We start from the raw sequence: 25,157 nt of genomic DNA on the forward strand, positions 1-25,157 counted from the left end.
GTGAAAACGCTGGCGATGCTAGGCCTGGTGCCGCAGAACGTCCAATGCATACTCAGTCACATCTGCATTACCTGAACTCATGCCACCAGAAGGGCCGCGCGATGAACCTGCAGCATTTCGAACACCTCCTCGCCGTGATCGACACCGGCTCCTTCAGCCGCGCCGCCGAGCGGCTGCACCTCACGCAGCCGGCCTTGAGCCGCAGCATCCAGGCGATGGAAGACGAGCTGGGCGGCGCGCTCATCGACCGCGCGGGCAAGCGCAAGGGATTGACGCCGCTGGGCGCGCTGGTCGCATCGCGGGCGCGCCGCGTGACGATCGAAGTCTCGGAAATGAAGCGCAGCGCCGCGCTGCTCGCCGACCTCGCGGTGGGCGCGGTGCGGTTGGCGCTCGGCTCGGCGCCCACCGCGGTGCTGGCGCTGCCGCTGCTGCGGCACGTCGCCGAGACCTATCCGCGCCTGAAGGTCCAGTTGGTCGGCGGACCCGCGGAGCAGCAGCTGGCGGCGCTGCGCGATCGCGCGGTCGATGCGATGGTGGTGCACAAGCGGCTGCTGCCGCCGGCCGACGATCTCGACGTGAGGCTGCTGCCCGAAATGCGCATCGGCTTCGTGTGCCGCCGCGATCACCCGCTGTGCGGTGCCAACGCCGTGTCGCTGTCCCGGTTGCGCGACTATCCGCTGGCTGCGAGCGGCATCGGGCTGAGCCGCGAGGCCGCGCAAAGCCTCGACGCGTACTTCGGCAAGGCAATGCACATCAGCGACGCAGTGCGTTTCCAGTCGGACGAGGCGTGGTGCCTGCTCGAGCTCGTGCGAAGCAGCGATGCGATCTTTCTCGGGGCTGTCGAAACCGCGCGCACGCTGATCGATGCGCGTGAACTCGTGGAACTGCGCATGCCCAAGCCGCTGCGGCTGACTTCGCAGTTCGCCTTCATCACGCTCGAAGGCGTGACCGAGGCACCCGCCTTGGAGATCGTGCATGCCTTCTGCGCCGAGCACATGCGCGATCGCTGAATCCCGGGCGTTGATATCCGCTGGCGGGCTTCGCGTGCCGCCTTACTGCGGACTCGGCGTCTGTGCTTGCCCGGTGCCTTGCGTGTTGCCGGCCGCGCCCCTCTTGTCTGACTTTCGCTCCGACTTCATCGCGCCGCCAGACGACTTGGCCCTGCCCGACAGGTTGCCCTCCGCGCTCGAATTGCCCTGAGCCGAGGGCGCGGTCATCGTGCCGTTCGGGTTCGTCGGCCCCGTGCCACCGGTCGTTGGCTTCTGCTGCATGGCGCTGCTGTCGGGGCTGTTCAGGCCCGGGCCGCCGCCGCCGCTGCCACTGCCGCCTCCCCCTCCCCCGCCTGCTTGTGCCATGGCGGACGCAGCGCCCAGGGCGATGCAACTTGCAATGAATGTGGTCGCGATTCGGTTCATGTCTGAAGCCTCTGAAAAGAAGTGGTTGGAGACTTCAATAGAGGGGCTGCGCCTTGGCAACCGGGTCGGGCCGCGTCGCGGTTCCGTGTCAGTGAAGGCCCACCTTACCCAAGGGGTGCGTCGCTTACCCGGCGACCACCGGGCCCGCCTTCTTCTGCGCGGAGATGGCGGCGGGCTTGATGTGCAGCGCCTCCAGCGCATCGCACTCTGTCTTCAACTCGGCAGCGACCTTCTCGGGCGACACGCGCAGTTCCACGATGTCGCGCTCGCCGACGCAGTGGCCGTCGAGCCGCACGTAGATGCGCCTGAAGTTGCCGCCCAGCGCCTTGGCCACATCGCGCAGGCACTCGGGCAGGGTGGCGAAGCCGCCGTTCTTGTAGGAGCTCGGGGGGATCACGCCCTTGGAGCGCGGCGCGCGCACGGCGTACGCAAACGTCGCGCCTTCGCCCCGCAGTTCCACGACGGGCTGGAGGGGCTGGGCTTCGCTGGGGCGCTGCATGGGCTCAGTTTAAGTGCGGCGCTTGCGGCCGCTGCAACCAGCGCGGCCCCTCAGCGGCCGGCCGCCTTCTTGCGCGCCGGCGCGGCGGCCGCGGGCTTGTCGCGGCGGGCGTGCAGCAGCATGTCGTGAAAGAGCCGCGCAGCGGGCATCAGCTCGCGGCCGCGCCGCTTGATGAGGCCGATCACGCGCGTGACCTTGGGGTCTTCGAGCGGGATGCTGATGAGCCCCGTATGCCCCTTGGGCGGCATCGCCAGGCGCGGCACCACCCCGAGGCCGAGGCCCGCTTCCACCAGGCTCACGAGCGCCGGCACATGCCGCACTTCGCAGATCCACTGCGGCTTGTTCTCCACGTGACTGAGCGCCTGGTCGATGAGAAAGCGATTGCCGCTGCCTTGCGCGATGGTGACGTACTCGTGTGCCGAGAGCTCCGCCCACGTCACGCGCTTGTGCCTGGCGAGCGGATGGCCCGCGGGGCAGGCGACGACGAAGCGCTCTTCGAGCAGCGGTTCGAAGTCGATGTCCGACTCCTGCGTGCCGATGTAGGTGAGGCCGAAGTCGGCATCGCCCCGCGCCACGGCCACGAGGATTTCCGCGGACGACTCGTCGATGAGGCGGATGCGCACCCGCGGGTACGCGGCGTGAAAGCGCTTGATGGCCACCGGCAGGAAGTAGCCGACCGCCGAGGGCACGCAGGCGATGGTCACCTGCCCCGAGATGCGCTCGGTCGTGTCCTTGATGCCGACGAGCGCGTCTTCGAGCTCGCGCATCACGTTGCGCGCCCGGGGCACGAACGCGCGGCCGACGGTGGTGAGCTCGACCTTGCGCGTGGTGCGGCTGAAGAGCTTCACGCCCAGCGCCGCTTCGAGCTTGTCGATGCGGCGGGACAGCGCCGACTGCGACAGGTGCAGGTTGTCGGAGGCCGCGCGAAAGCTCGCGAAGTCGGCCACCGAGAGGAAGGCGCGGAGGTCCGCGAGATCGAAATTCATGCGTCGGCTGCAAGAGTAGAGCGAATATTTGCAATTTACACCGGGAGCGGTCGTCACGATCATTCAGTCTTCGATCGCACAAGCAGATGCAGCGCCATGAAGCGCCGCATGAACGACAAGGAGACATGAATGCGTATTTCGACCCGCGCGGGCCTTCGCCATCGGCGCCCGCTTCTCCCGCCCATCGCGCGCCGCGTGATCGGGTTCGCGTCCATCGCCGTGATGACCGCCATCGCCCCGCTGGCCCACGCCGCATGGCCCGAGCGGCCCGTGCGCCTGGTGGTGCCCTACGGCCCCGGCGGCAGCTCCGACGTGATCGCGCGGCTGCTGGCCAATGAAATGGGCAAGACGCTCGGGCAGGCCGTGATCATCGACAACAAGGCCGGGGCCTCGGGAATCATCGCCATGCAGGAGGTCGCGCGCGCCGCGCCCGATGGCTACAACGTGGTGCTGGGCCACGTGGGCACGCTGGCGGTCAACCCGGCGATGTTCGCCAAGCTGCCCTACCGCGACGAAGACTTCGCGCCCGTCGTGCTGCTGGCCAAGGTGCCGATGGTGTTCGCGGTCGGCGCCAAGGTGCCGGCGCAGACGCTGGCCGAATTCGTCGCGCTCGCCAAGGCGCAGCCCGGCAAGCTGAACTACGGCTCCGCGGGCAACGGCAGCGCGGGGCACCTGGCGTTCGAGATGCTGAAGGTGACCACCGGCATCGACGTGACGCACGTGCCCTACAAGGGCACCGGCGCGCAGCTGAACGACCTCTTGGCCGGCAACACCGATGCGGCCTCGGCGGGGCCGCCGGGCTTCGTCGCGCAGGCCAAGGCGGGCAAGCTCAAGATCATCGCGAGCGGTTCGCCGCAGCGGCTCGCGGCGCTGCCGAACGTGCCCACGGTGGCCGAGCTCGGCTATCCGGGGTTCGACAGCTCGCAGTGGTTCGGCATCCTCGCGCCGGCCAACACGCCGCCCGACGTCGTCGCGCGGCTGCACGACGCGGCCGTCAAGGCGCTGAACGTGCCCGCGGTGCGCGCGCGCCTGGAAGAAGACGGCAGCACCGCCTCGCCGATGGGCCCCGCGGAGTTCGCGAAGTTCATCAAGGCAGAGCGCGAGCGGTGGAGCGCCGTGGTGCGCAAGGCCGGCCTGAAGGCCGAGTGACCCGAATTTCAAATCGACATCAACGCAATCACCCAATGAACACCCTCACCGCAGAAAAAACCACGCTCAGCGAATCCGAGCTCATGGCGCTCGGCACCCGCGCCTTCACCGGCCTGGGCCTCGAAGAGAACGATGCGCGCGACGTGGCGCGCATCCTGGTCACGGCCGACCTCTTCGGCCTCTCCACCCATGGCTTGAGCCGCATCGAGTCGTATGGCGAGCGGCTGGCCGTCAAGGGCATCAAGGCGCGGCCGCACATCACGGTCGAGCAGGTGGCACCCGCGCTGGTGCGCGTGGATGGCGACAACGGCGTGGGCCCGCTGGTGGGCATGCGCGCGCTCGAAGCGGCCATGGCCACGGCCAAGCAGACGGGCGTGGGCGTGGCCTTCGCACGCGGCAGCAACCATTTCGGGCCCGTGTCGCCCTACTCGCTCATCGCGGCGGAGGCGGGCTTCGCGAGCATCATCGGCAGCAACGCCACCACCACGATCGCGCCCTGGGGCGGCAGCGATGCGCGCCTGGGCAACAGCCCCGTTGGCTTCGGCGTGCCCAACCCGGGCGGGCGGCCCTTCATGCTGGACATGGCCATCAGCGTGGTGGCCCGCGCGAAGATCCGCAACGCGCTCAAGCGCGGCGAGGCGATTCCCGACACCTGGGCCACCGACAAGGCCGGCCGCCCGACGACGGACCCGGCCGCGGCGCTCGACGGTTTCCTGCTGCCCATCGGCGGGCACAAGGGCTACGGCCTCGCGCTGATCGTGGACATGTTCGCGGGCCTGCTCTCGGGCGCGGCGTACCTCACGCATGTGAAGTCGTGGGTCGATGCGCCCGACGAGCCGCAGAACCTGGGTCACTTCTTCATCCTCATCGACACGCGGCACCTCGGCTCCACCGCGTGGCTGGCCGAGCGCATGAACGACTTCGCGGCGATCCTGCACGACAGTCCGCCGGCGGACGCATCGCGCCCGGTGCTGGTGCCCGGCGAGATCGAGCTGGACAACCTCGCGCGCCACCGGCGCGACGGCCTCGCGCTGGACCCGGCCGTGCTCGCATTGCTCGAACAGCACGCGGCCCACGCATGAGCACGGCGATGACAGTCGACAACGCCCTCCGCGCCGCGCTCATGCCCACCGGCGTGCTGCGCGCATCGATCAATCTCGGCAACCCGATCCTTGCGAACTGGGACGCCGAGAACAAGCGGGCGCGCGGCGTCTCGGTCGATCTCGCGAACGAGCTGGCCCGGCGGCTCGGCGCCGAGTTGCAGCCCGTGGTGTTCGATGCCGCGGGCAAATCGGTCGCGGCCGTCACCGGCGAAGAGGCCGACGTGGGCTTCTTCGCGGTCGATCCGCTGCGGGGCGAAGGGCTGCTGTTCACGGCGCCGTACATCCTGATCGAAGGGGCTTATCTCGTGCGCGAGGGCTCCGCTCTTCGGGCCAACGAAGAGGTCGATGCCGAGGGCGTGCGCGTCATGGTCGGCAAGGGCAGCGCCTACGACCTGTACCTGACCCGCGAATTGAAGCGCGCCGCGATCGTGCGTGCGAACACATCGCCGGCGGTGGTGGACGAGTTCATCGCGCAAGGCGTCGAAGTGGCCGCGGGCGTGCGCCAGCAACTGGCCGCGGATGCGGCGCGGCTGCCGGGGCTGCGATTGCTGCCGGGGCGGTTCATGGTGATCCAGCAGGCGATGGGGCTGCCGCGCAGCCGGGGTGTGGAGGCGGCGAATTTCCTCAGCGGATTCGTGGAGGAAATGAAGGCGACGGGGTTCGTTGCCGATGCGATGGCGCGGCATGGCATCGAGGGGGCGCTGGTCGCGCCAGCCCGATAGAACTTGCCGGCCTGAAGGCGGCGCGGCGCGCCGTTTTTCTTCAAGAAGTTGCTTGACCCTCTCGTTGCGGCACGGTCTAGGATGCCTTTCACTTGAAGACAGAGAGAAGGCAGGCAAGGCATGTTTCTGAGGATCGGCGAACTCGCCCGGCGCGCGGGCCTGACCGTGCGCGCGCTGCGGCACTACGGCGACATCGGCCTGCTGGTGCCGTCCGAGCGCTCCGGCGGCGGCTACCGCCTGTACGACCGCAAGGACGTGGCGCGGCTCTATCGCATCCAGGCGTTGCGGCGGCTGGACCTGTCGCTGGCCGAGATCGGCGCGCTGCTGGACAACGACGCCAACGGTGCCAACGACACGGGCGGCCTGGCCGGCATCGTCGACCAGCAGGTGGCGCAGCTGGACCACGAGATCCGGCAGGCCTCGGCGCTGCGCACGCACCTGCTGGCGATCAAGGGGCAGTTGCAGGCGAGCGAGGAGCCCGCCATCGACGACTGGCTGCTCGCGCTCGAAAGCATGGTGGCGGGCGCCAAGTATTTCAGCGACGACGAACTGCGCACGCTGGCCTCGCAACGCGACGGCCAGGCCGAAGCGGCCGCGCCCGAGCGCGCGGCGCTCACCGCCCTGTTGCATGAGTTGATCTCGGCGGGCGCATCGCCCGAAACCCCGCAGGCACAGGCACTGGCCCGACGCTGGATCGCCATGCTGCTCGCGGAAACCGGGGGCGACGAAGGCCTGTTGATGAAGCTCTACGACATGCACTGGAACGAGCCTGCGCTGCATTCGCTGACCGGCGTGGACCGCGAGGGCATGCGCTTCATCTCGCACGCCATGGCCTTCGCGCGACTGCAGCTGTATGCCCCGCACTGCAGCGACGGCGAGATGGCGACGCTGCGTGCGCACTACGTCGCGCAGACCGATGCGTGGCCGCCGCTCATTGCCGACGTGCGCGAGCAGATGCTGCAAGAGGCGCATGCGGACAGCACCGCCGTGCGCGCGCTCGCGCTGCGCTGGCAGGCGCTCTCGCTGGCCAAGGCGGGCGGCGATGAGGCCTTGCACATCAAGCTGCAGCACGCGTTTCGCAACGATGCAGCCTTGCGCGCCGGCTCCGGCATCGATGCGCCGCTCGCGACCTATATCGGGCGGGCCATTGCGCAAATCGACACCGCTCCTGCTCCGCTCCCCTGAATGAATCCACAAGAAAGAAAAACCTTGAACGCAACGACGCAGGCCCAACCCCATTTCTTCACGGGCAACTACGCGCCACTCACCGAGGAGCACGACATCGCAGCGCTCGACATCGAGGGCACGATGCCGCCGGGGCTTTCGGGCAGCCTGTACCGCGTGGGGCCGAGCCCGCAGTACGCGCCGCGCGACGACCACTACCACTGGTTCTCGGGCGACGGCATGGTGCATGCGTTCCATATCGAGGGGGGCCGCGTGTCGTACAGCAACCGCTGGGTGCGCACGCCCAAGTGGCAGCTGGAGCACGAGGCCGGCCGCGCGCTCTTCGGCACCTTCGGCAACCCGGCCACGAGCGACCCGCTGACGCACGGCCAGAACGGCGGCACGGCCAACACGAGCATGCTGTGGCACGGCAACCGCCTTTTCGCGCTCGAAGAATCGCACCAGCCCTTCGAGCTCGATGCGCGCACGCTGGCATCGACGGGGCACCAGAGTTTCGGCGGCCGCATCGCCTCGCGCTGCACGGCGCACCCGAAGGTGGACCCCGACAGCGGCGAGCTGCACTTCTTCGCCTATTCGCCCGATGGCCCCGGCTCGCCGACGATGCTCTACGGCACGATGGACCGCGACTGCGAAGTGACCGGGCTGCAGTCGTTCACCGCGCCGTACGCGAGCATGGCGCACGACTTCATGGTGACGCGCGGGCATGTGCTGTTTCCGGTGATGCCGCTCACGCTCAGCGTGGAGCGCGCGATGCGCGGGAAGCCGCTGCTGGCGTGGGATGCGCAGCTGCGCACGCACGTGGGCGTGATGCGGCGCGGCAGTTCCACCGACACGCTGCGCTGGTTCGAGGCCGAGGCCTGCCATGTGTTCCATGTGATGAACGCGTGGGACGACGGCGACACGCTGGTGGCGTACGTGATGCAGTCGGAAACGGCACCGGGCCTGCCCGATGCCGAAGGCCGGCCGGGCGACCCCGGGGCCATGGCCGCGCGCCTGTGCAGGTGGACCTTCGATCTCTCCAGCGCCGGCAACGAATTTCGCCGCGAGTACCTCGACGACCTGGCGGCGGAGTTTCCGCGCATCGACGAACGCCACGCGGGGCGCCGCAACCGCTACGGCTTCTACACCTGCCATGCGACATCGCGTGCGCGGGGCGACGACGAAAGCGTTCTGTACGACAGCCTGGCGCGTTTCGATTTCGACACGGGCGAGCGCCGCATGCACACGCTGCCGCCGGGCGACGTGGTGTCGGAGCCGGTGTTCGTGCCGCGCCATGCTGATGCGGCGGAGGGCGACGGCTGGCTGCTCGCGGTGGCATGGCGCGCGCAGGAGCGGCGCAGCGACCTGCTGGTGATCGAAGCGGCCGATGTGGGCGCGGGGCCCGTGGCGATCGCGCGGCTGCCGCATCGCGTGCCGTTCGGCTTTCACGGCAACTGGCGCGGCAACGCTTAAAGAAAGAGAAAGAGAGAGACCGTCCGCGGCGCACGGCCTTGCCGCCGATGCCGGCCTCCGACGACGCAGAATGGCGCCCCTTGAAAACAGGAGGAGACGCGTTGAAAGCCTTCGATGAACAGGTCGAGCGGTTGGCGGCACTCGGGTATCCGGCGATGCTCGGCTGCCCGCCCGGCGAATTCCGCGAGCGCCTCGATGCGTTGCGCGTGCATGTGCCCGCGGAGGCAGCGGCACTGGACGTGGCACAGGGCACGACGGGCTTCGTGCTGGTCGTGCACTGCGCGGCCGCAGCGGCGGCCAAGACCTTGCCTCTCGTCGTGCGCGACGGCCGGGCCGCGATCGAGCGGCTCTTTCCGCGCACGCCCGATTTCTTCAGGCCGCTGCCGTCGCTTTCGATGCCGTCGGGTCATGCCTATCTGTTGCTCGACGTGGACCGCGGCAACGGCTCGCTCAACGCGGTGCCGAAGGAGGCCGAAGCGCGCATCGCGGCCGACGGGCGCACGCCGCTCACGCTCGAAGACGGCATCGCACTGCTGACGCAGCACCCCGAATTTCTTCAGCCCAACCGCTGCTTCATGATGCTCGGCTCGCGCGGCGACGACAAGCGCGTGCCCGCGCTCTGGCTCAGCAACAAGCAGCCGAAGCTGGGCTGGTGCTGGGAGGGCAATCCGCACACGTGGCTGGGCTTTGCTTCGTGCGGTGCGCGGTCGCCGGGCGTGGCTGTTCTCGGATAGGACAAGCCTCGATCGCGAAGGGGCGAGGCGGACGTGGGCCAGAACATGCCGGTGCGCTTCGCGGTGCTGGCCGTCCGGATGGTGTTCACGCGCGCGCCCTGAGCTTTCGCGCGCGTGAACCCGGGTGGGTCGGCTGCCCTCTTTCTCCTCCCTCGTCCTCCCTCATCCTCCCTCTCGCTGCTACCAATACACCGGCCGGAACCCCCACGCCTGCTTCTCGTATTCGACGAAGCTCAGCATCACGGCCGATGCATCGCCGTTGTCGACAAGCCCGATGACGTAGGGCGTCTGGGAGTTGCTCACGATGGTCTTGCTCTGGATGTACCAGTAGCCCAGCTTCTCGGTGGGCACGAGGCTCCAGAGCTGGTTGTCGGCGTTGACCAGTTGCTTTTTCATCATGACGACCGGCACCGGCACGGTGGTCGAGCCGGGCTTGAGCGTCATGACGAAGCCGGTGTCCATCTTCGATTGCAGGTACCACCACCCCGGCGTTTCCGGGCCGGCGGGCACGAAGGTCCATTGCTGGTTGGCTTGCTGGTTCAGTTCGTACGCGATGACCCGCGTCTGGTCGGCAGGCGAGCCCTCCCGCACGTCCAGCACCTTGTGGCCGCCGAGCATGTGCTGGATGAAGTACGGGCCCAGGTTCAGTTCGCCCGTGATGGGTCCGGATGCTGCGGCACCCGCTTTTTCGGTGGTCGACATCGTTTCTCCTTGTCCAGGAATACGTTCGTGGATGCCGCTCAGGTGCGAGCGGCGCCGCCTTTGTTGGGGTTCTTGGCCGGGCCGAGCACGTGGTCGACCCAGTAGGCCTCGAGCAACGCCTCCGCATGCGCGGTATCCGCGGTCTTGCCCTTGTCCTGCAGCAGCTGGATGGCCTCGGGGTAGGTGGTGTTCTCCGGAATGAAGCACGGCAGCGTGGGGTTGATGTTCACGTAGCGGTCGCCCAGCAGGTAGCTGGCCAACTGCGGCATGAGCTCGGTCGACGTGCCGTTCAGGCACATGTCCAGCACGGGCCCGGGCCTGGACTGGTTCATGAGGAACGGCGGCGTGTTGTTGAACGGATTGGCCACGCCGTTCATCCACTGGTCGGCGCCCCAGTCGGTGGTGTCGCTGGCGATCCAGTCGGGCATGTAGCCGGTGCCGATGGTGATAGCGGTGATGTCCTCCAGCGCATACCCCGCGTTCACGGCCAGCGAGATGGCCGCGACCGTCGGGTCGTGATTGAAGAAGGCGCCGTCGACGTTGCCCTGGTAGGAGCCCAGTTGCGCGGGCATGGCGCCGCTGGAAGTAGCCGCCTTCGCGATGGTCACGTCACCCAGGCTCGGGACCATGTTGGTGTACCAGAGCGGCTTCCACGGCGTGGGGGTCTGGATGCCGTCCTGCACCGTGAGGCCGCCGACGTTGAAGGACACGAACAACACCTTGCGCTCGAGCGCGGAAACCTTCTTGTCGGCGTGCAGCGCGAACTGCGAGCCGTAGGCGTCCAGGATCTGGTACGCGGGCTTGTGCGGGTCGGTGTTCATGTTGTCGTAGAACCCGATCTCGCCTTTCTTGTCCTTGGTGAAGAAGGTGATGAGGTCCGATGGCGTCTTTCCCGCCACGAGCTCGCTCGTGATGATCGACCCGGTCGAGCAACCGGCGATCAGGTCGGTGTTGTCCAGCATGTGCGGGAAGCGCTTGTAGAGCTTCTCCAGGATCGTGACCGACATCAGTCCGCGTATGCCACCGCCGACGAACGAGAGGATGGTGAATTTTTTTCCAGGCTCTGCCATGACCAGCTCCTTTCAAATGAATGAACCCCGGGTTGGGGAAGCGGAGTCTCGGCCTTGGGCACATGCATCGTCTACGCGTGAAATCCCGTTCAATCCATCTGCGTAATTCCGAATGCCGCGGAAGATATCGGTTCCCTCCGAAGCATCGTCATACGAGCTCTCGCAGCGCATCGAGCGAGGTCCTAAGTTCGCGCGCTTGCGCATGATCGAGCGATAGTGCGATGCGGCGGAACCCGGCCTCGTAGCACGGAAGCATCAGTGCGGCGGTGAGGGCATGAACGCCGTCGCCGCGCGCGATGTGCGCATGGCATGCGGCGATGCTTCGATGGATGGCGAATGCGCGCTCGACAGGTGTTTGCGCCGTCGCTTCGTCGTCGTTTCTCGTGATGGTCATTGCAGGCTCCTTGTGGCGCACTGCAGATGGCGCCGCATCACGACTCTAGGGATGTGGACGCGCGGCAGGGAGTAACAACATCGTCGTGAATCGGCTGCGATCGGCGATGACGAGGTGCTGGGACAATGGATGACTCCCTGCAAACGAATGCATCCATGTCGACCGAACCCCGCAAGCCTTCTTCTTCCCCCACCGATCAACCGCCAGCCGATGCATCCGCGCCGGCCGCTCCGACGCGCGCCGCGCAGAGCGCGGGCAAGGCACGGCGCCTGCGCACCGAGGCCGACAAGCTCGAGGCGTTCTGCATCATCGTTCGCGCGGCTTCGTCGGCGGCGGACCACGCCGCGTTCGCCGAGGTGAGCCGTGCGGCATCGAAGGCGCTGAAAGCCAAGTTCGGCGGCGGCTCGATCACCTCGGTGTTCGCGTGGCTGACGAGTGCTGCGGGCAAGGACGCGCTGGACAGCGTGCTGGCCGGCGAGGTCGAGTTGACCGGGCCGCTCTCCACCGAGGAGATCGTCGAGGCGGTGGCACTGGCGCAGAAGGCGGAGCTGCTGCGCACCAAGGAAGGCTGAGACTGCTTCGGCTCAGCCGGCCGCGCGCCACGCGCCCGTGTCGGGGCACACGCTGGCGCGCGCGCCGTTCAGCCAGACCTGCTCTTCATTCAGTTGCGATGCGGTCGAGGGGTCGGTGTCGAAGTCGATGCGCAGTGCGCGTGCGACGTCGGCGTTCTCGATGGGGAGCTCCCACGTGAGGAAGAGCTGGCTGCAGTCGACGTCTGGCGCGAAGTGGGTTGCATCGAAGCCCGCACTGCCACGACGGATCACCGCATGCGGCTGCGCAGTGTCGAACATCAGCACCGTGCCGCGGACCAACGGGATGCGATCGCCCGTCGAGGGGAAATGCACATCGAGCCCCTTGTCCTCGCTCACGAAGAGATTGCAGAAGGCCGCGCCGCCGTATTGCTCGCCGTCGTGGTGGTAGCGCGCGCCGCGGCAGGCCATGAGGGCGATGTCGCTTGCGGCGAGCACGTCATCGAGGCCGAGCGTTTGCGTCCACTCGGCCATCACCTGCACGCACTGCTTGTAGTCGGGCCAGCGCATGCGGGCGCGGGCCAGCGGCAAGGGCTCGACGTCGCCCGGTTCCAGAAAGAGCGTCGATGCGATGTCGCGCTCCCAATCGGCCACGAGCCGCGCGGGCGGCGCGGGCACATCGACCATGCCCGACAGCACGACGCCGCCCACGCTGCGGCTGCGCAGGGCGGTGCCGCTCCAGAAGTAGGACGTGTGGCGTTGGCTCATCGGAGCCAGTGTAGTGAGCGCCTAGCGGACCTCGAACGACAGGTGCTCGGGGCCGAGCGATGCGAGGAAGTCGCGTGCATCGAAGGCTTCGCCGGCCGTCAGCACGCCGGGCGTCCTGACCTGCCCGCCGAGGACGCGCGCCAACGCTTCGACGACGAGCGGCGCGGAGACGGCGTAGATGTCGCGCCCGCGCGCGACCGCCCTGCGCTCTTCGCCGCCCTTGCGCGCGATCACTTCGACGACGAAGGTCTGCGACGAGCGGCCGCTTGCGTCGCTGGCCACGGGCGCCTTCGGGCTCGGATCGATCAGGTCCTTGACGGCGGCGAGCGTCATGTACGAGCGGATCTCGGGCACATCGATGTGGCGCGCGATCGTCACCGTGTCGGCCATGGTGAATTCCGAGACGGCCTGCTGCGTGCCCACGGGCGCTGGAAATTCCCATTCGACGACCGGCGCGGCGCCCGTCGCGTGCGCGATCTTTCCGTTCGCAAAGACGACGCGGCGGCCGTCGCGGCGCTGACGGGACACCTGGCCCGCGGCCAAGGTGCCTGCGGTCGGCAGCCAGCTGTCGAGGCCGTAGGCGATGGAGATGTCATCGGCCGATGCCCAGTCGCCCATGGCCGCGGTCGCCAGCAGATCGCCGAGGCCGCCGTAGAACGCCATCGCGTGCACGACGACGATGCCTGCCTCGCGTGCGCGGTCGGCGTACTGCGTGAAGGTGTCGATGTTGGCTTCCACTTCGGCGGCGACGTCGAGGTACGGAACGCGTGCGCGCAATGCCGCTTCGATGACTGGTCCGGCCGTGCTGGCGAAGGGGCCGGCGCAGTTGATGACCGCGGCTGCGCCCTCGAGCGCGCGGTCGAGCGAGGCAGGTTCATCGACCGATGCGGGCTGCACCGTGAGCCCTGGATATTCGGTGGCCAGCGCGTCGAGCTTGCGTGCATCGCGCCCCGAAAGCACGGGCGTCCACCCGCGCTTGCGCAGTTCCGAAACCACGAAGCGGCCGGTGTGGCCATAGGCGCCATAGACGACGACTGATTGATTGGATGCCACTGGAACTCCTCTGATGCAGAGCCATCCGCGGCACAACGCTACAGATCTGTACTCCTCGGCGCGGAGCTTAGAGTACAGATCTGTAGCGTGTCAAGGTAAACTGCGCGAATGAACAAACGCACGGTCGCGACCACCACCGAAGCAGTCGCCAGCGAACGCAGCCCCTCCGTCGCGCGGGCGCGCATCCTCGAAACGGCGGCGGCGCTGTTCTATCGGGAGGGTGTGAGGGCCGTCGGCGTGGACCTGGTGGTGGAGCGCTCGGGCGTTGCGAAGACCAGCCTCTACCGGCACTTCACGACGAAGGACGACCTGGTCGTGGCGTTCCTCGAGCAGGAAGACGCCGAGTACTGGCGCGATTGGGACGACGTGGCCGAAAAGACGAAGGGCGATGCCGCGGCGGAACTCGAAGCGCACATCCGCTGGATCGCCAATCACATCCTCAAGCCCACGTACCGCGGCTGCCCGTTCCTCAACGTGGCCACGGAGTTTCCGGATGCCGCGCACCCTGCGCGCGCCATCACCACGCGGCACAAGCTCGAACTGCACCGCCGCCTCGCCGCGCTGGCGAGGAAGGCGGGCGTGCGCAAGCCCGAAGAATTGGCGGACCAGCTGGGGCTGCTTTTCGATGGGGCCTACATGAACGGCCACCTCACGGGCAAGAAGGGGCCCGTGCGCTCCTTCGTCACGGCTGGGCTCGCGCTGATGCAGCTGGCCCGGGAGCGGAAATAACGCGCGGCTTCTTGATCAGCCCGCGTTCTTCAGCGACTGCTTGGCCTTGTCAGCCGAGCTCTTGGAGCGGTTCTTGTGATAGCCCGACTTGACGTTGTTCACCGCCTTGCCGACCGGGCCGCTCTTCTTGGCCTTGCTGTCGGCCTGCTTCTCGTCGATCTTGTGCTGCGCGGCATCGGTCGCCTCGGAAGCGGCCTTGCCGATCTGCGCATTGGCCGTGCCGGCTGCGAGCAGGGTGAGCGAAGTGGCGAGTGCGATCAGGGTCTTGTTCATGGGGTTTCCTCCGGCTATTGAAATGAAGCCCGATGGTTGCACCCGGGGCCGCTCCACCTTGTCAGCCGCAGCCCCGCGTGCCGTGAGGACCAAGCCTCGCGATGGCGACGTTCACAACGCCGCCGCCTCCGCCAGCAACGCCCCATTGCGCGCCACGACACGCCCACCCGCCACCACCAGCTTTCGCACCGGCCGCGCCACCACCGCATGCGCCAGCGTCTGCGCATCGACCAGCACCAGGTCCGCGCGGTTGCCGGGCACGAGCCCATAGGCCTCGAAGCCGCAGCCGCGCGCGGCCGAATGGGTGACGGTGTCCAGCGCCACTTCGACCTCGTCGTCGCGGCGCAGGTTGTAGCGCAGGCCGATGAGCATCGCGCGCTCCAGCATGTCGGGGTTGCCGTAGGGCGTCCACGCATCGCGGATGCCGTCGTTGCCGCCCACCACCGTCACGCCCGCCTGCCGGCAAGCCAGGAGCGGGGGCACGCTGCGGGACGGCGGCGCGCTGGTCACGAGCACCACGCCGAGCCTGGCCATGCGCGCGAGCAGCGTTTCGCGCTCGCGTTCGGCCACGTCGCCGAGGCAAAAGGCGTGGCTCACGGCGACCTTGCCTTGCATGCCGAGCGCCTCGGTGCGCTGCAGGATGAGGTCGAGTGAGAACGCGCCCATCGCACCCGGCTCGTGCAGGTGGATGTCGATGGGGCGCTGGTGCTTGTCGGCAATGCCGAAGAGCACATCGAGCGACTTCACCGGGTCGCCATCGATGGCGCAGGGGTCGAGGCCGCCGAGCACGTCGGCGCCGAGTGCGAGCGATTGGTCGAGCAGCTCGGCGGTGCCGGGGCGGCCGAGCAAGCCGGACTGCGGGAACGCGACGACCTGGATCTGCTGCACCTCGCGCAGCGCCTCGCGCGTGCGCAGCGTGCCTTCGAGGTGGCGCAGGCCCGCCTGCGTATCGACATCGACATGCGTGCGAAGCCGCGTGGTGCCCAGCGCGAGAAAGGCCTTGGCAAGCGCGAGCGACTGCCCAGCGGCGTCGTGCCCGCTCGCGTGGCGGAAGGCGCGCTCGTTCTCGATCTTGTCGATGAGGTTGGTGCCGACTTCGTTGCGGTACCAGTCCATGCCCCACATCGTCTTGTCCAGGTGCGTGTGGCCTTCGACGAGGCCGGGCAGCAGCAAGGCGCCACCGCCCTCTTCGACCGTCGCATCGGCGGGTGCGGACAGCGCGGCGCCGATCTCCGCGATGCGTCCGTCGCGCACCCGCACGTCGATGGGGGAAGCGCCCATGGGGCGAACGTTGCGGATGAGGAGCGTGAGCATGGTTCTTCTTCGGGAAGCATCGGACGGTTGTCGTGAACAGCGTACCGCACAGTTCGCTCCAGGCCGAAGTGTTGCCCGCGCGCTCTCACGATGATCGGCGCACCATGCAAACGACCGCACTCGATACCACCGGCAAGGCCGCGCCCCACCTCGCCTTCGAATGGGCGCTGCTCGCGGTGCTCGCGACCTGCTGGGGCGCCTCGTACACCTTCATCAAGATCGGGGTTGCGACGCTGCCGCCCATCACGCTGATCGCCGCGCGCACACTGGTCGCCGGCCTGCTGCTGCTTGCGGTGCTGCGCATGCGCGGCGTGAAGCTGCCGACGGCGCCCGCGATGTGGGGGCGCTTCGCGCTGCAGGCGTGCCTGAACAGCGTGCTGCCGTTCACGCTCATCGCATGGGCCGAGCGCAGCGTGGACGCCGGGCTCGCGACCATCCTCAATTCGACCTCGCCGATCTTCATCTTCCTGCTGGGCCTTGGCATGGGCGGTGCCGACAAGCCCACGCTGCGCCGCCTCTTCGGCGTGGGCGCGGGCCTCGCGGGCATCTGCCTGATCGTGGGCTTCGAGGCGCTGCACGGCCTCGGGCATTCGCTGCTCGCGCAGATCGCGTTGGTGGCGGCAGCCGTCTGCTACGGCTGCGCCGCGATGTTCGGCCGCGTGTTCAAGGGGCTGGACCCGATGGTGCCGGCCGCCGGGTCGCTCCTGAGCGGCGCGGCGATGCTGCTGCCCGCGAGCCTCGCGATCGACAGGCCGTGGACGCTCGCGCCCTCGGCCGCATCGGTGATGGCGGTGCTGGCGCTGGCCGTGCTTTCGACGGCGCTCGCCTTCACCCTCTACTTCCGACTCATCAGGACCCTCGGGCCGATGTCCACCGCCGCGCAGGCCTACCTGCGCGTGCCCATCGGCGTCGCGATCGGCGTGGTGTTCCTCGGCGAAGCGCTCTCGCCCACCGCATGGATCGGGCTCGCATGCATCGTGGCCGGCGTGGTCGCGATGACGATGCCCGCGCGCTGCTGCCGCTGACCGGACCGCGAAGCTGACGCACCGCGCCGCGACAGAACTTTTGCGCCCCGGGCCTCATTTTTTACGGGGCCTTTAGACGGGCGCTCCTACGCTTTCGGCTTCTCCATCCGTTAGCGATTTCTTTCGATGAAACACCTTCTCCGCATCGCCCTGCCGGTGCTCGTTCTCCCCACCCTCGCCGCCTTGCCGATGCTCGCGAGCGCGCAACTCAGCGGCAACGTCGCCGTCACCAGCAACTACAAGTTCCGCGGGCAGGACCAGGACATGCTGGGCCGCAACGACTACGCCAAGACCAGCGGCTTCAAGCCCGCGATCCAGGGCGGCCTGGACTACGCCTTCGGCGACAGCGGCTTCTACGTGGGCAACTGGAATTCGAGCGTCAACTGGCTCAAGGGCAACAGCCTGGAGAGCGATTTCTACGGCGGCTACAAGTTCAAGGCCGGCCCGCTCGACCTGGACGTGGGCGCGCTCACCTACGTCTACCCCGGCAACTCGTCGGGCAACACGACCGAGCTCTACGGCAGCGCGGGCTACACGAACGAGGCGATCGGCTCCTTCACGCTGAAGTACTCGCACACCGTGTCGAAGGACTACTTCGGCTACGCGGGCAACAAGGCCGGCTCGGGCCTGAAGGGCACCAACACCGGCTACCTGAATCTTGCGTACAGCAAGGAGATCGCGCCCAAGCTCACGCTGAAGGCGGCCGTGGGCTACACGAACATGTCGAGCGACATCCGAAGCCTCGGCTACAGGAACTACGTCGACTACAACGTGGGCGCCTCGTACGACTTTGGCAACGGCCTCTCGCTGGCCGGCTCGGTGCAGGGCGCGAACCAGAAGAGCGCATACACCGCGGTAAGCAACCCCGGCGTGGACTTCGGCTTCGGCACCTTCGGCCAGACGACCTACTCGCCCAACAAGGCACGCTTCATCGTCACGCTGACGAAGACGCTGTAGTCAGAGCGCTCGTTGATCGCCGCACCCCCAGAGCGTGCCCCTGTGCGCAGGGCGTCGGGTGCTCCCCGCAGCGAAATCAAGGAGGAGGCGAAGCCGGGGGACATTCGCGGAGGGGAGCACCCGGCGCCCTGCGCACGCGCCCCGAACAGAAGCCCCGAACAAAAAATCAGTCGATGCTGATATTCGCAGCCTTCGCCACCTCGGCCCACTTCACGCGGTTCTCATGCACCGTCTTCTTGAACTGCGCAGGCGACTCGATGCGGATGGTGTTCCCCTGTGCCTCGAACTTCTCGCGAATGTCCGGCTGCTCGAGCACCGCCTTCACCGCGGCATTGAGCTTGTCCACGATCTGCGCATCCGTGCCCTTGGGCGCGAAGATGCCGAACCAGATCGAGCTGTCGAAGCCCTTGGTGCCCGGCACGCCGCTGGAGGCGATGGTGGGCACCTCCTTCACCGCGGCCACCGGCGTCGCCGTCGTCACGCCCAGCAATCGCACCTTGCCCGCCTTGTAGTGCGGCAGCACCGTCTGCACCTGGTTCATGATGCAGCAGGTCTCCCCGCGCACCACCGAAGTGATGGCCTCGGGCCCGCCCTTGTAGGGCACGTGCACCATGTTCAGCCCCAGGCGCGAATTGAACTCGGCAAACGCCATGTGCGTGCCCGCGCCATTGCCTGTAGACGCATAGTTGTACTTGCCCGGGTTGGCCTTGACGAGATCGACGAACTCCTTCAAGGTCTTCACGTCGATCACGCTCGAATTGATGGTGAGCACGTTCGACACGTCGAGCACCGGCGCCACCGGCACGAAGTCCGCCTCCACGTCGAACGGCAGTTTCTTGTAGAGCGCCGCGTTGCTGCCGTGCGTGGCCGCGGTGCCGAACGAGAGCGTGTAGCCATCGGGTTTCGAATGCGCCACGTATTCGCTGGCGATGTTGCCGGCCGCGCCCGAGCGGTAATCGATGATGACCGGCCGGCCCAGTTGCTTTGCCAGCGGCTCCTGGATGGTGCGGGCGACCACGTCGACGCCAGAGCCGGCCGGAAAGCCCATGATCAGCGTGACGGGCTGCTGCGGCCAGTCGTGCTGGGCGAAGGCGGCCGGCGAGGCGGCGGCGCAAAGCACGGCCGCCGAGAGCAGCAGCGAGCGGCGTGAAAACAGGCAGAAGGGAGAGGAAGGAGAATGGGCCATGACTGTCTTTCTTCGGGACCGACGGTACAGACGATACAGACGGTGCAAAAAGTGGATTGTGGCGCGCGGCTCATGCCCGTTTCCCCATGAGCTTATGCACCGCGACACACGTGCACAGCACCCGCTCCCCATAATCACCCCATGGTCCGCTTCTCCCAACTGATCCACCCCGCACGCGAGCCCGCGCCCGTGCGCGCCGCCGCCACCGTGCTGCTGCTGCGCGACACGCCCGCCGGCATCGAGGTGCTGATGACCCGCCGCTCGGCCACCGCGAGCTTCGCGCCAGGCGCCTACGTGTTCCCCGGCGGCCACATCGATGCGGCCGACGAGGCCGCCAAGCGCATCGCCACCCGCCGCGCCACCCAGAGCCGCGCGCAACGCACCCAGGCCATCGCGGCGATCCGCGAGGCTTTCGAGGAACTGGGCGTGCTGCTCGCCCACCGCGCCGACGGCAGCCCCGTGAGCGCCGAAGACATCGCCGCGATGGACCGCAACGCCACCGCGGGCACCGGCTTCGCCGACCAGTGCGCCGCGCGCGGGCTGGTGCTGGCCTCGGACCAGGTGTTCACCTTTGCGCACTGGATCACCGACCGCGACCTCCCCAAGCGCTTCGACGTGCCCTTTCTCGTGGCACGCATGCCCGAGGGCCAGGTGCCCACGGCCGACGAGAGCGAGCAGTTCGAGCCCAGCTGGGTGCGTCCGGCCGATGCGCTGGCGCGGCATGCGGCAGGCAACTTCTTCATGATCTTTCCGACCGTGCGCACGCTGCAGCGCATGGCCGCCTACGCGACGGTCGATGCGGTGCTGGCGGCCTGCGCGCCCGGCGGCAATGGCGGAACCGCCGAGGCACCGCTGTGGACCAGCTGCCCCCGCGCCGGCCTCTTGAAGGGCGAGGACGTGCGCTACATGGAAAGCGATGCGCCCTACGGCGAGCTCGCGCTGGTGTGCCCCGACGGCCAGGTGGTGCATGCGCTCGACTGGCAGAGCGAGCAGCCGGTGGCGCTTTTGAAGAACGTGCAGCGCCTCACCGCGCCCAACCCCAGCGCCATGACCGGCCCGGGCACCAACACCTACATCGTGGGCGACGCGGCCACGGGCTACCTCGTCATCGATCCGGGCCCGAACGACTTCGACCACATCGGCCGCCTCTGGCGCGCGACGCGCGGGGACATCCGCATGATCGTCTGCACGCACTCGCATGCCGACCATTCGCCCGGCGCCGCGCCGCTGCAGGCGCTGTGCAAGGCGAAGAAGCCGCCGATCCTCGGCCTGCCCTCGGCACCGACCGCGCGCGCCACGGCGCGCTTCACGCCCGAGCGCTCGCTGGAAAACGGCGAGCGCCTCACGCTCTCGGGCACCACCGCCGAGGGCGAGCCCATCGCCCACACGCTGCGCGTGATCCACACGCCCGGCCATGCGGCCAACCACCTGTGCCTGGTGCTCGAGGAAGACGGCCTGCTTTTCTCGGGCGACCACATCCTGAACGGCAGCACGACGGTGGTCGATCCGCCCGACGGCGACATGACGGCCTACCTCGATTCGCTGGACACGCTGGACGTGGCGTGCGCCGCGGGCGTCGTCGAATTCATCCTGCCGGCGCATGGCTACGTGATCGGCTTTGCGCGCAACGCCATCGCGCACCTGAAGGCGCACCGCTTGAAGCGCGAGGCCAAGATCGCCGCGGCCATGCAGAGGCTCCCCGAAGGCACGCCCGAGCAATGGCTGCCGCTCGCCTACGACGACGTGCCCGAGCGCATGTGGCCGGTGGCCGCGCGCTCGCTGGCCGCGCATGTGGCGCGCATCCAGAAGCAGCAGCAACAACAACAGGCGGGCGCCCGATGAGGAACAACGCTCCGGAAGACGAAGGCATCCGCCTCGCCAAGCGCGTGGCGGCCCTGGCGGGCGTGTCGCGGCGCGAGGCCGAACTGCTGATCGAGAACGGCGCCGTGCGCGTCGATGGCGTGCCAGCCGTGCTGCCGCAGTCGCGCGTGCAGGCGCACCAGCAGGTCGAGATCGCGGCCGGCGCGAAGCCCGAGCCCATCGTGCCCGTCACGATGCTCTTGTACAAACCGGCCGGCATGCCGACCGACAACGCCTTCAAGCTGCTGGTGGCCGCGAACCACCACGAGCCCGAACGCGCCGGCCAGCGCTTCCTGCCCGCGCACGTGAAGGGGCAGCACTGCATGACGCCGCTGGAGACCGGCGCGAGCGGGCTCGTGGCGTACACGCAGGAGTTCCGCATCGAACGCAAGCTCCAGGAAGACGCGGGCATCCTCGAGCACGAGGTGATGGTCGACGTGGCCGGCACGGTGGCCCCCGAGGTGCTCGCGCGCTTCGAGCGTTCGCCCGCGCGCGTGAGCATCGGCCGGCAGGCCGAGGACGGCCAGCAGACGGGCCTGCGCTTCGCGCTCAAGGGCGCGCGGCCCGGGCAGATCGCGCACCTGTGCGACCAGATGGGGCTGACCATCGTCGCGATGCGGCGCATCCGCATCGGGCGCGTGCCGCTCGCGGGGTTGCAGCCCGGCCAGTGGCGCTACCTGGCGCCGCACGAGCGTTTTTGAGAAGAGGCGAAAAAGAAAGACGCGCCGCAGGTGCGCGGCGCCACCATTTTCAGCAGAGAGAGGGGAGATCGAACGCATGAGATTCAGAACGACAGCCGCCGCATTGGCCGCCACGGTGCCTATGGCACTGCTTGCAGGCTGCAGTTTCCTCGCCTCGCTGCAGCCGGCGCCCGAGCCCGCCGCGGGGTCCGCCCCGCCCGCGCCGCTGCCCGCGGTGGTGTCCAGGGACGGCCTCGCGCCGATCACCGGCGAGCAGGTCGAGCGCATCCGCGAAGCCATCGGCGGCAAGACGCCCAGCCCGGCCGTGACCAAGGTGGTGCGCGGCGCGGCGCCCACCATCGAGTCGTTCGTGCGGACCGAAGGCTGCATCACCGCGCGCAACGGCGCGGTGCTCAACCCGTTCGCGGCGCCGGGGCGGCTGTTCGACGGCACGGGCTTCCAGGGCGGCCCGATGCTGCAGATGCAGTACCACGACAAGACGGCCTGCGTGACCGTCAAGCGCATACAGAACTGGAAGATGGTGTCGCCGAAGCTGCTGCGCTTCGACGTGGTCTACGTGGGCGATGACGGCGAGGAGCACTCGATCCGCCGCCACGAGCTGATGCGCCAGCCCAAGGGCGGCTGGCTCTTCACGCGCTGAGCGTTCTTCTTCAGGGCGCGGTCGTTGTGGCCGTCGCGCCGGCCAGCTTCTTCTGGTGGCGCAGCGCCACCGCGAACGACAACTGCGCCACGATGCCCGCCCCGGCCAGCACGAGCGCTGCGGCCAGCGCCGGATTCCGGTGGCCCATGCCGGCGAGCGCCGTGCACAGCGCGCCCACCGCCATTTGCGTGAACCCATAAAGGCCGGAAGCCGATCCGATCACTTGCGGATTGACGCTGATCGCCTGCGTCAGCGCGGTCGGCGAGGCCATGCCCGCGCCGACGGTGTAGAGGAACATGGTGCCAATGACCAGCGGCACCGACAGGTGCCCCGACACCACCCCGCCCAGGAGCACGAAGGCCGAGAGCACGCTGAGCATGTTCGAGCGGATCATGAGGCTGTCGACCCGCACGCGCTGGATCAGGTGGCTCGTGAGAAAGCTGCCGAGCCACACGCCCGACACCAGGATCGCGAGATAGATGCCCGCCTCGTGCGCCGGCCGGTGCAGCTGGTCCACGAAGATGAACGGCGCTGAGGCGATGAACGCGTACATCGAGGTGGTCGCGCAGCCGCCGCCGATCGAGAAGCCGAGGAACGCGGGCGAGCGCAGCAGTTGGCCGTAGTTGCGAGCGAGCACCGAGGCATCGAGCCGCGTGCCCGGCGTGCCGGTCTCGGGCAAGAGGCGCCATGTGAAGAGCAGCCCGACGATGCCGAGCGCGAAGAGCGCGTAGAAGATCGAGCGCCAGCCGAGCGCCGTGGCCAGTGCACCGCCGACCAGCGGCGCGATGCTCGGGCCGACCGTGACCATGAGGTTCATCAGCGCGAGGCGGCGCGTGGCTTCTTGCGGCCCGGCCGTGTCGCGCACGATGCTGCGGCCCAGCACGAGGCCGGCGCAGCCGCCGATCGCCTGGAACAGCCGCGCGGTGATGAGCGCGTGCACATCGGGCGCGAGCGCGGCGACCAGCCCCGCGGCCGAATAGAGGCCCAGGCCGAACAGCAGCACGGGGCGCCGCCCGAACCGGTCGGCCATCGGCCCGTACAGCAACTGCCCCACCGCGAGGCCGAAGATGTAGAGGCTCACCGTCATCTGCATCGCGCCCATGCCGGCGCCGAGGTTCTTCGCGGCGATGGGCAAGGCGGGCACGAAGATGTGCATGGCCAGCGTGCCGCTGAAGGTGACCAGCGCGAGCAGCCAGAGCGGCGCGTGCAGGCGTGGCGACGGCGCTTCTGTAGAGCTCATTGCTTCACGGTGGTTGTGTTCTTGTCGAGCGCGACGGCGCTGGATTCATCGGGCTCCCAGCCGCCGCCCAGCGCCATGAAGAGCACCACCTGGTCGTCAGCCAATTGCGCTTCGCTGGCCGCCAGCGCCGCATCGCTTGCGGCGAGCGAGCGCTCGGCATCGAGCGCGTCGAGGTACGCAGTGCGGCCGTTCTGGTAGAGCTGGCGCGCCTGCGCCGCGACCTTCGCGCTTTCGTCGCGCGAGGCTTGCAATGCAGCGCGGCGGTCGAGCTCGCGGGCGTAGGTGCCGAGCGCGGTTTCGGTTTCGCGCAGGGCAGTGAGCACGGTGCCGTCGAACCTGGCGAGCGCGCCGCGCGTGCCGGCCTCGGCCTCGGCGATGCGGGCCTGCGCGATGCCGGTGTTGGGAAGGGTCCAGGAGATCAGCGGGCCCATGCTGAAGCTCATCGTGTCCTTGCGGCCGAAGTCGGCGACCGTGCCGGCGGACGACGCCGAGAGGCCGAGCGTGACCTTCGGATAGAGATCGGCCGTGGCCACGCCGATGCGCGCGGTCGAGGCGGCGAGCGTGCGTTCGGCCTGGCGGATGTCGGGGCGGCGGCGCAGCAGCGCCGCGCCATCGCCCACGGGCAGCGTGCCGGCCACGCGCGGGGGCACGGTGCAGTCGGCCACCTCGCGCGGGAAGTCCTGCGGCAGTGCGCCGGTCAGCGTGGCGAGGCGGTAGAGCGCGCCCTGGCGCTCGGCCTTCAGCGGCGGCACGGTGGCGTTCAACTGCTGCAGTTGCGCGCGTGCGCGGCCCGCGTCGATCGCGCCCGCGCGGCCTGCGCGCTGCAGGCGATCGGTGACGTTCACCGCGTCTTGCTGGAGCGCGATCGACTTCTGCGCGATCTGCAGGCGAAGGCCCGTCGAGCAGGCTTCGGCATAGGCGCGCGCGGTGCCGGCGGCGACGTTCACGCGCACGAGGTCGAGCGCGGCGGCTGCGGCTTCGGTGCTGGCGCCGGCCGCTTCGATGCTGCGTCGGATCTGGCCGAACAGATCGACCTGGTAGGAGAGCGATGCACCCGCGCTGTAGTTGAAGTGGCTCGGTGGCTCGTAGCCCTTCTGCAGCAGCGAGAGGCCCGACACATGGCCGAACGACGGGCCGCCGCTCACGCCCAGCGTGGGGCGCTCGGCACCGGCCACTTCGGATTCGATGGCGCGTTCGCGCTCGAGGTTCGCGACGGCCTGGCGCAGGTCGGTGTTGTGCGCGAGGGCCTGCGTGACGAGCTTGTCGAGCAGCGGGTCGTGGTACAGGCGCCACCAGTGCGGGGGTAGCGGCGCGGCATTCGCGGGCGCCTCGGCGAAAGGCTTGGCAGCGGCGGGCTGGCTGGCGAGCGCGTCGGCGGGCTGCTTGTAGTCGGGGCCGACCGCCGCGCACGCGGCAAGCCCGGCAGCGAGTGCCAACGAAGCCATGCGGAAAGCGAAGCGGTTCGTCATG

Annotated in this window: 27 protein-coding genes; 14 read left to right on the forward strand and 13 right to left on the reverse strand. The window is 68.6% G+C overall.

Going from position 1 to position 25,157, the window contains the following annotated elements:
- Window positions 1-101 precede the first annotated feature (101 nt).
- Complete coding sequence (locus JC881_RS13500; protein ID WP_198786221.1) at window positions 102-1,010, forward strand: LysR family transcriptional regulator; 909 nt, start codon at window positions 102-104, stop codon at window positions 1,008-1,010.
- Between the two features lie 42 nt (window positions 1,011-1,052).
- Here the strand turns inward: JC881_RS13500 and JC881_RS13505 are convergent, their stop codons facing one another.
- The 3 genes from JC881_RS13505 to JC881_RS13515 all read right to left on the reverse strand — a co-directional run bounded on the left by JC881_RS13505 (window position 1,053) and on the right by JC881_RS13515 (window position 2,900).
- Entirely contained in the window at window positions 1,053-1,355 is a 303-nt protein-coding gene (locus JC881_RS13505) for a hypothetical protein (RefSeq protein WP_233101767.1), read from the reverse strand.
- A gap of 184 nt (window positions 1,356-1,539) precedes the next feature.
- On the reverse strand, window positions 1,540-1,914 hold the full coding sequence (locus JC881_RS13510; RefSeq protein WP_198786223.1) for a hypothetical protein: 375 nt from the start codon (window positions 1,912-1,914) through the stop codon (window positions 1,540-1,542).
- A gap of 50 nt (window positions 1,915-1,964) precedes the next feature.
- Window positions 1,965-2,900, reverse strand: coding sequence for a LysR family transcriptional regulator (locus tag JC881_RS13515; RefSeq protein WP_198786224.1), 936 nt, complete (start codon window positions 2,898-2,900; stop codon window positions 1,965-1,967).
- Between the two features lie 129 nt (window positions 2,901-3,029).
- Here JC881_RS13515 and JC881_RS13520 point away from each other — a divergent pair, with 129 nt between their 5' ends.
- From JC881_RS13520 to JC881_RS13545, 6 genes are all read left to right on the forward strand, one after another.
- Window positions 3,030-4,049 carry a Bug family tripartite tricarboxylate transporter substrate binding protein gene (locus tag JC881_RS13520; protein WP_443083347.1) on the forward strand — a complete coding sequence of 340 codons (1,020 nt, stop codon included), beginning with the start codon at window positions 3,030-3,032 and terminating at the stop codon, window positions 4,047-4,049.
- Window positions 4,050-4,084: 35 nt separating this feature from the next.
- Window positions 4,085-5,131 carry an Ldh family oxidoreductase gene (locus JC881_RS13525; protein ID WP_198786225.1) on the forward strand — a complete coding sequence of 349 codons (1,047 nt, stop codon included), beginning with the start codon at window positions 4,085-4,087 and terminating at the stop codon, window positions 5,129-5,131.
- Window positions 5,132-5,139: 8 nt separating this feature from the next.
- Complete coding sequence (locus JC881_RS13530; protein ID WP_198786226.1) at window positions 5,140-5,874, forward strand: ABC transporter substrate-binding protein; 735 nt, start codon at window positions 5,140-5,142, stop codon at window positions 5,872-5,874.
- A 120-nt stretch (window positions 5,875-5,994) separates the two neighbouring features.
- Window positions 5,995-7,059: a MerR family transcriptional regulator gene (locus tag JC881_RS13535; protein WP_198786227.1), complete on the forward strand. Its 1,065-nt coding sequence runs from the start codon at window positions 5,995-5,997 to the stop codon at window positions 7,057-7,059.
- A gap of 24 nt (window positions 7,060-7,083) precedes the next feature.
- A complete protein-coding gene (locus JC881_RS13540) occupies window positions 7,084-8,511 on the forward strand; it encodes a carotenoid oxygenase family protein (RefSeq protein WP_233101768.1) in 1,428 nt (475 codons plus the stop codon).
- Between the two features lie 101 nt (window positions 8,512-8,612).
- Window positions 8,613-9,245, forward strand: a complete 633-nt coding sequence (locus JC881_RS13545) for a DUF5701 family protein (RefSeq protein WP_198786229.1) — start codon at window positions 8,613-8,615, stop codon at window positions 9,243-9,245.
- Window positions 9,246-9,425: 180 nt separating this feature from the next.
- Here the strand turns inward: JC881_RS13545 and JC881_RS13550 are convergent, their stop codons facing one another.
- The 3 genes from JC881_RS13550 to JC881_RS13560 form a co-directional block, all read right to left on the reverse strand.
- A complete protein-coding gene (locus JC881_RS13550; protein ID WP_198786230.1) occupies window positions 9,426-9,947 on the reverse strand; it encodes an RICIN domain-containing protein in 522 nt (173 codons plus the stop codon).
- A gap of 38 nt (window positions 9,948-9,985) precedes the next feature.
- Entirely contained in the window at window positions 9,986-11,017 is a 1,032-nt protein-coding gene (locus tag JC881_RS13555; RefSeq protein WP_198786231.1) for a patatin-like phospholipase family protein, read from the reverse strand.
- Between the two features lie 148 nt (window positions 11,018-11,165).
- A complete protein-coding gene (locus JC881_RS13560) occupies window positions 11,166-11,411 on the reverse strand; it encodes a hypothetical protein (RefSeq protein ID WP_198786232.1) in 246 nt (81 codons plus the stop codon).
- A 155-nt stretch (window positions 11,412-11,566) separates the two neighbouring features.
- On the opposite strand from JC881_RS13560, the gene JC881_RS13565 reads away from it, so the two are divergent.
- Window positions 11,567-11,983 (forward strand): hypothetical protein, encoded by a 417-nt coding sequence (locus JC881_RS13565; protein WP_198786233.1) that lies wholly within the window; start codon window positions 11,567-11,569, stop codon window positions 11,981-11,983.
- Between the two features lie 12 nt (window positions 11,984-11,995).
- Here the strand turns inward: JC881_RS13565 and JC881_RS13570 are convergent, their stop codons facing one another.
- Both JC881_RS13570 and JC881_RS13575 read right to left on the reverse strand, forming a co-directional pair.
- Window positions 11,996-12,709, reverse strand: a complete 714-nt coding sequence (locus tag JC881_RS13570) for a hypothetical protein (protein ID WP_198786234.1) — start codon at window positions 12,707-12,709, stop codon at window positions 11,996-11,998.
- Between the two features lie 21 nt (window positions 12,710-12,730).
- Entirely contained in the window at window positions 12,731-13,762 is a 1,032-nt protein-coding gene (locus tag JC881_RS13575; RefSeq protein WP_198786235.1) for a saccharopine dehydrogenase family protein, read from the reverse strand.
- A gap of 108 nt (window positions 13,763-13,870) precedes the next feature.
- Here JC881_RS13575 and JC881_RS13580 point away from each other — a divergent pair, with 108 nt between their 5' ends.
- Window positions 13,871-14,491, forward strand: a complete 621-nt coding sequence (locus JC881_RS13580) for a TetR/AcrR family transcriptional regulator (protein ID WP_198786236.1) — start codon at window positions 13,871-13,873, stop codon at window positions 14,489-14,491.
- Between the two features lie 15 nt (window positions 14,492-14,506).
- Here the strand turns inward: JC881_RS13580 and JC881_RS13585 are convergent, their stop codons facing one another.
- Window positions 14,507-14,764, reverse strand: a complete 258-nt coding sequence (locus JC881_RS13585; protein ID WP_013539384.1) for a hypothetical protein — start codon at window positions 14,762-14,764, stop codon at window positions 14,507-14,509.
- 111 nt (window positions 14,765-14,875) lie between these two features.
- Window positions 14,876-16,078, reverse strand: coding sequence for an amidohydrolase family protein (locus JC881_RS13590; protein WP_198786237.1), 1,203 nt, complete (start codon window positions 16,076-16,078; stop codon window positions 14,876-14,878).
- A 104-nt stretch (window positions 16,079-16,182) separates the two neighbouring features.
- On the opposite strand from JC881_RS13590, the gene JC881_RS13595 reads away from it, so the two are divergent.
- Together JC881_RS13595 and JC881_RS13600 are read left to right on the forward strand one after the other, a co-directional pair.
- Window positions 16,183-17,103 carry a DMT family transporter gene (locus JC881_RS13595; protein ID WP_198786238.1) on the forward strand — a complete coding sequence of 307 codons (921 nt, stop codon included), beginning with the start codon at window positions 16,183-16,185 and terminating at the stop codon, window positions 17,101-17,103.
- Between the two features lie 126 nt (window positions 17,104-17,229).
- Complete coding sequence (locus tag JC881_RS13600) at window positions 17,230-18,060, forward strand: TorF family putative porin (protein WP_198786239.1); 831 nt, start codon at window positions 17,230-17,232, stop codon at window positions 18,058-18,060.
- Between the two features lie 166 nt (window positions 18,061-18,226).
- Here the strand turns inward: JC881_RS13600 and JC881_RS13605 are convergent, their stop codons facing one another.
- A complete protein-coding gene (locus tag JC881_RS13605; RefSeq protein WP_198786240.1) occupies window positions 18,227-19,246 on the reverse strand; it encodes a Bug family tripartite tricarboxylate transporter substrate binding protein in 1,020 nt (339 codons plus the stop codon).
- 141 nt (window positions 19,247-19,387) lie between these two features.
- Between JC881_RS13605 and JC881_RS13610 the strand changes: the two genes are divergently transcribed.
- The 3 genes from JC881_RS13610 to JC881_RS13620 all read left to right on the forward strand — a co-directional run bounded on the left by JC881_RS13610 (window position 19,388) and on the right by JC881_RS13620 (window position 22,447).
- Entirely contained in the window at window positions 19,388-21,088 is a 1,701-nt protein-coding gene (locus JC881_RS13610; protein WP_198786241.1) for an MBL fold metallo-hydrolase, read from the forward strand.
- Window positions 21,085-21,807 carry an RNA pseudouridine synthase gene (locus tag JC881_RS13615; RefSeq protein WP_198786242.1) on the forward strand — a complete coding sequence of 241 codons (723 nt, stop codon included), beginning with the start codon at window positions 21,085-21,087 and terminating at the stop codon, window positions 21,805-21,807. Before JC881_RS13610 ends, JC881_RS13615 begins: the two co-directional genes overlap by 4 nt.
- A 76-nt stretch (window positions 21,808-21,883) precedes the next feature.
- On the forward strand, window positions 21,884-22,447 hold the full coding sequence (locus JC881_RS13620; RefSeq protein ID WP_198786243.1) for a hypothetical protein: 564 nt from the start codon (window positions 21,884-21,886) through the stop codon (window positions 22,445-22,447).
- 10 nt (window positions 22,448-22,457) lie between these two features.
- Here JC881_RS13620 and JC881_RS13625 read toward each other — a convergent pair whose 3' ends face one another.
- The gene (locus JC881_RS13625) at window positions 22,458-23,687 is read right to left on the reverse strand and encodes a multidrug effflux MFS transporter (protein ID WP_198786244.1); all 1,230 of its coding nucleotides are present in this window, start codon (window positions 23,685-23,687) and stop codon (window positions 22,458-22,460) included.
- Window positions 23,684-25,156, reverse strand: coding sequence for an efflux transporter outer membrane subunit (locus JC881_RS13630; RefSeq protein WP_198786245.1), 1,473 nt, complete (start codon window positions 25,154-25,156; stop codon window positions 23,684-23,686). The genes JC881_RS13625 and JC881_RS13630 overlap by 4 nt, the downstream gene beginning before the upstream one ends.
- Between the last annotated feature and the right edge of the window lies 1 nt (window position 25,157).

The organism is Variovorax sp. IB41, from assembly GCF_016405905.1.
In the GTDB taxonomy this organism is placed as follows: Bacteria; Pseudomonadota; Gammaproteobacteria; order Burkholderiales; family Burkholderiaceae_C; genus Variovorax.

Bases quoted from the DNA above. Each gene is read 5' to 3' on its own strand.
- JC881_RS13600 (WP_198786239.1), top strand. From the start codon at position 17,230: ATGAAACACCTTCTCCGCATCGCCCTGCCGGTGCTCGTTCTCCCCACC.
- JC881_RS13550 (WP_198786230.1), bottom strand. From the start codon at position 9,947: ATGTCGACCACCGAAAAAGCGGGTGCCGCAGCATCCGGACCCATCACG.
- JC881_RS13590 (WP_198786237.1), bottom strand. From the start codon at position 16,078: ATGCTCACGCTCCTCATCCGCAACGTTCGCCCCATGGGCGCTTCCCCC.
- JC881_RS13580 (WP_198786236.1), top strand. From the start codon at position 13,871: ATGAACAAACGCACGGTCGCGACCACCACCGAAGCAGTCGCCAGCGAA.
- JC881_RS13625 (WP_198786244.1), bottom strand. From the start codon at position 23,687: ATGAGCTCTACAGAAGCGCCGTCGCCACGCCTGCACGCGCCGCTCTGG.
- JC881_RS13515 (WP_198786224.1), bottom strand. From the start codon at position 2,900: ATGAATTTCGATCTCGCGGACCTCCGCGCCTTCCTCTCGGTGGCCGAC.
- JC881_RS13585 (WP_013539384.1), bottom strand. From the start codon at position 14,764: ATGAACAAGACCCTGATCGCACTCGCCACTTCGCTCACCCTGCTCGCA.
- JC881_RS13530 (WP_198786226.1), top strand. From the start codon at position 5,140: ATGACAGTCGACAACGCCCTCCGCGCCGCGCTCATGCCCACCGGCGTG.
- JC881_RS13555 (WP_198786231.1), bottom strand. From the start codon at position 11,017: ATGGCAGAGCCTGGAAAAAAATTCACCATCCTCTCGTTCGTCGGCGGT.
- JC881_RS13630 (WP_198786245.1), bottom strand. From the start codon at position 25,156: ATGACGAACCGCTTCGCTTTCCGCATGGCTTCGTTGGCACTCGCTGCC.
- JC881_RS13510 (WP_198786223.1), bottom strand. From the start codon at position 1,914: ATGCAGCGCCCCAGCGAAGCCCAGCCCCTCCAGCCCGTCGTGGAACTG.
- JC881_RS13615 (WP_198786242.1), top strand. From the start codon at position 21,085: ATGAGGAACAACGCTCCGGAAGACGAAGGCATCCGCCTCGCCAAGCGC.
- JC881_RS13525 (WP_198786225.1), top strand. From the start codon at position 4,085: ATGAACACCCTCACCGCAGAAAAAACCACGCTCAGCGAATCCGAGCTC.
- JC881_RS13570 (WP_198786234.1), bottom strand. From the start codon at position 12,709: ATGAGCCAACGCCACACGTCCTACTTCTGGAGCGGCACCGCCCTGCGC.
- JC881_RS13605 (WP_198786240.1), bottom strand. From the start codon at position 19,246: ATGGCCCATTCTCCTTCCTCTCCCTTCTGCCTGTTTTCACGCCGCTCG.
- JC881_RS13520 (WP_443083347.1), top strand. From the start codon at position 3,030: ATGCGTATTTCGACCCGCGCGGGCCTTCGCCATCGGCGCCCGCTTCTC.
- JC881_RS13620 (WP_198786243.1), top strand. From the start codon at position 21,884: ATGAGATTCAGAACGACAGCCGCCGCATTGGCCGCCACGGTGCCTATG.
- JC881_RS13595 (WP_198786238.1), top strand. From the start codon at position 16,183: ATGCAAACGACCGCACTCGATACCACCGGCAAGGCCGCGCCCCACCTC.
- JC881_RS13560 (WP_198786232.1), bottom strand. From the start codon at position 11,411: ATGACCATCACGAGAAACGACGACGAAGCGACGGCGCAAACACCTGTC.
- JC881_RS13535 (WP_198786227.1), top strand. From the start codon at position 5,995: ATGTTTCTGAGGATCGGCGAACTCGCCCGGCGCGCGGGCCTGACCGTG.
- JC881_RS13500 (WP_198786221.1), top strand. From the start codon at position 102: ATGAACCTGCAGCATTTCGAACACCTCCTCGCCGTGATCGACACCGGC.
- JC881_RS13505 (WP_233101767.1), bottom strand. From the start codon at position 1,355: ATGGCACAAGCAGGCGGGGGAGGGGGAGGCGGCAGTGGCAGCGGCGGC.
- JC881_RS13610 (WP_198786241.1), top strand. From the start codon at position 19,388: ATGGTCCGCTTCTCCCAACTGATCCACCCCGCACGCGAGCCCGCGCCC.
- JC881_RS13565 (WP_198786233.1), top strand. From the start codon at position 11,567: ATGTCGACCGAACCCCGCAAGCCTTCTTCTTCCCCCACCGATCAACCG.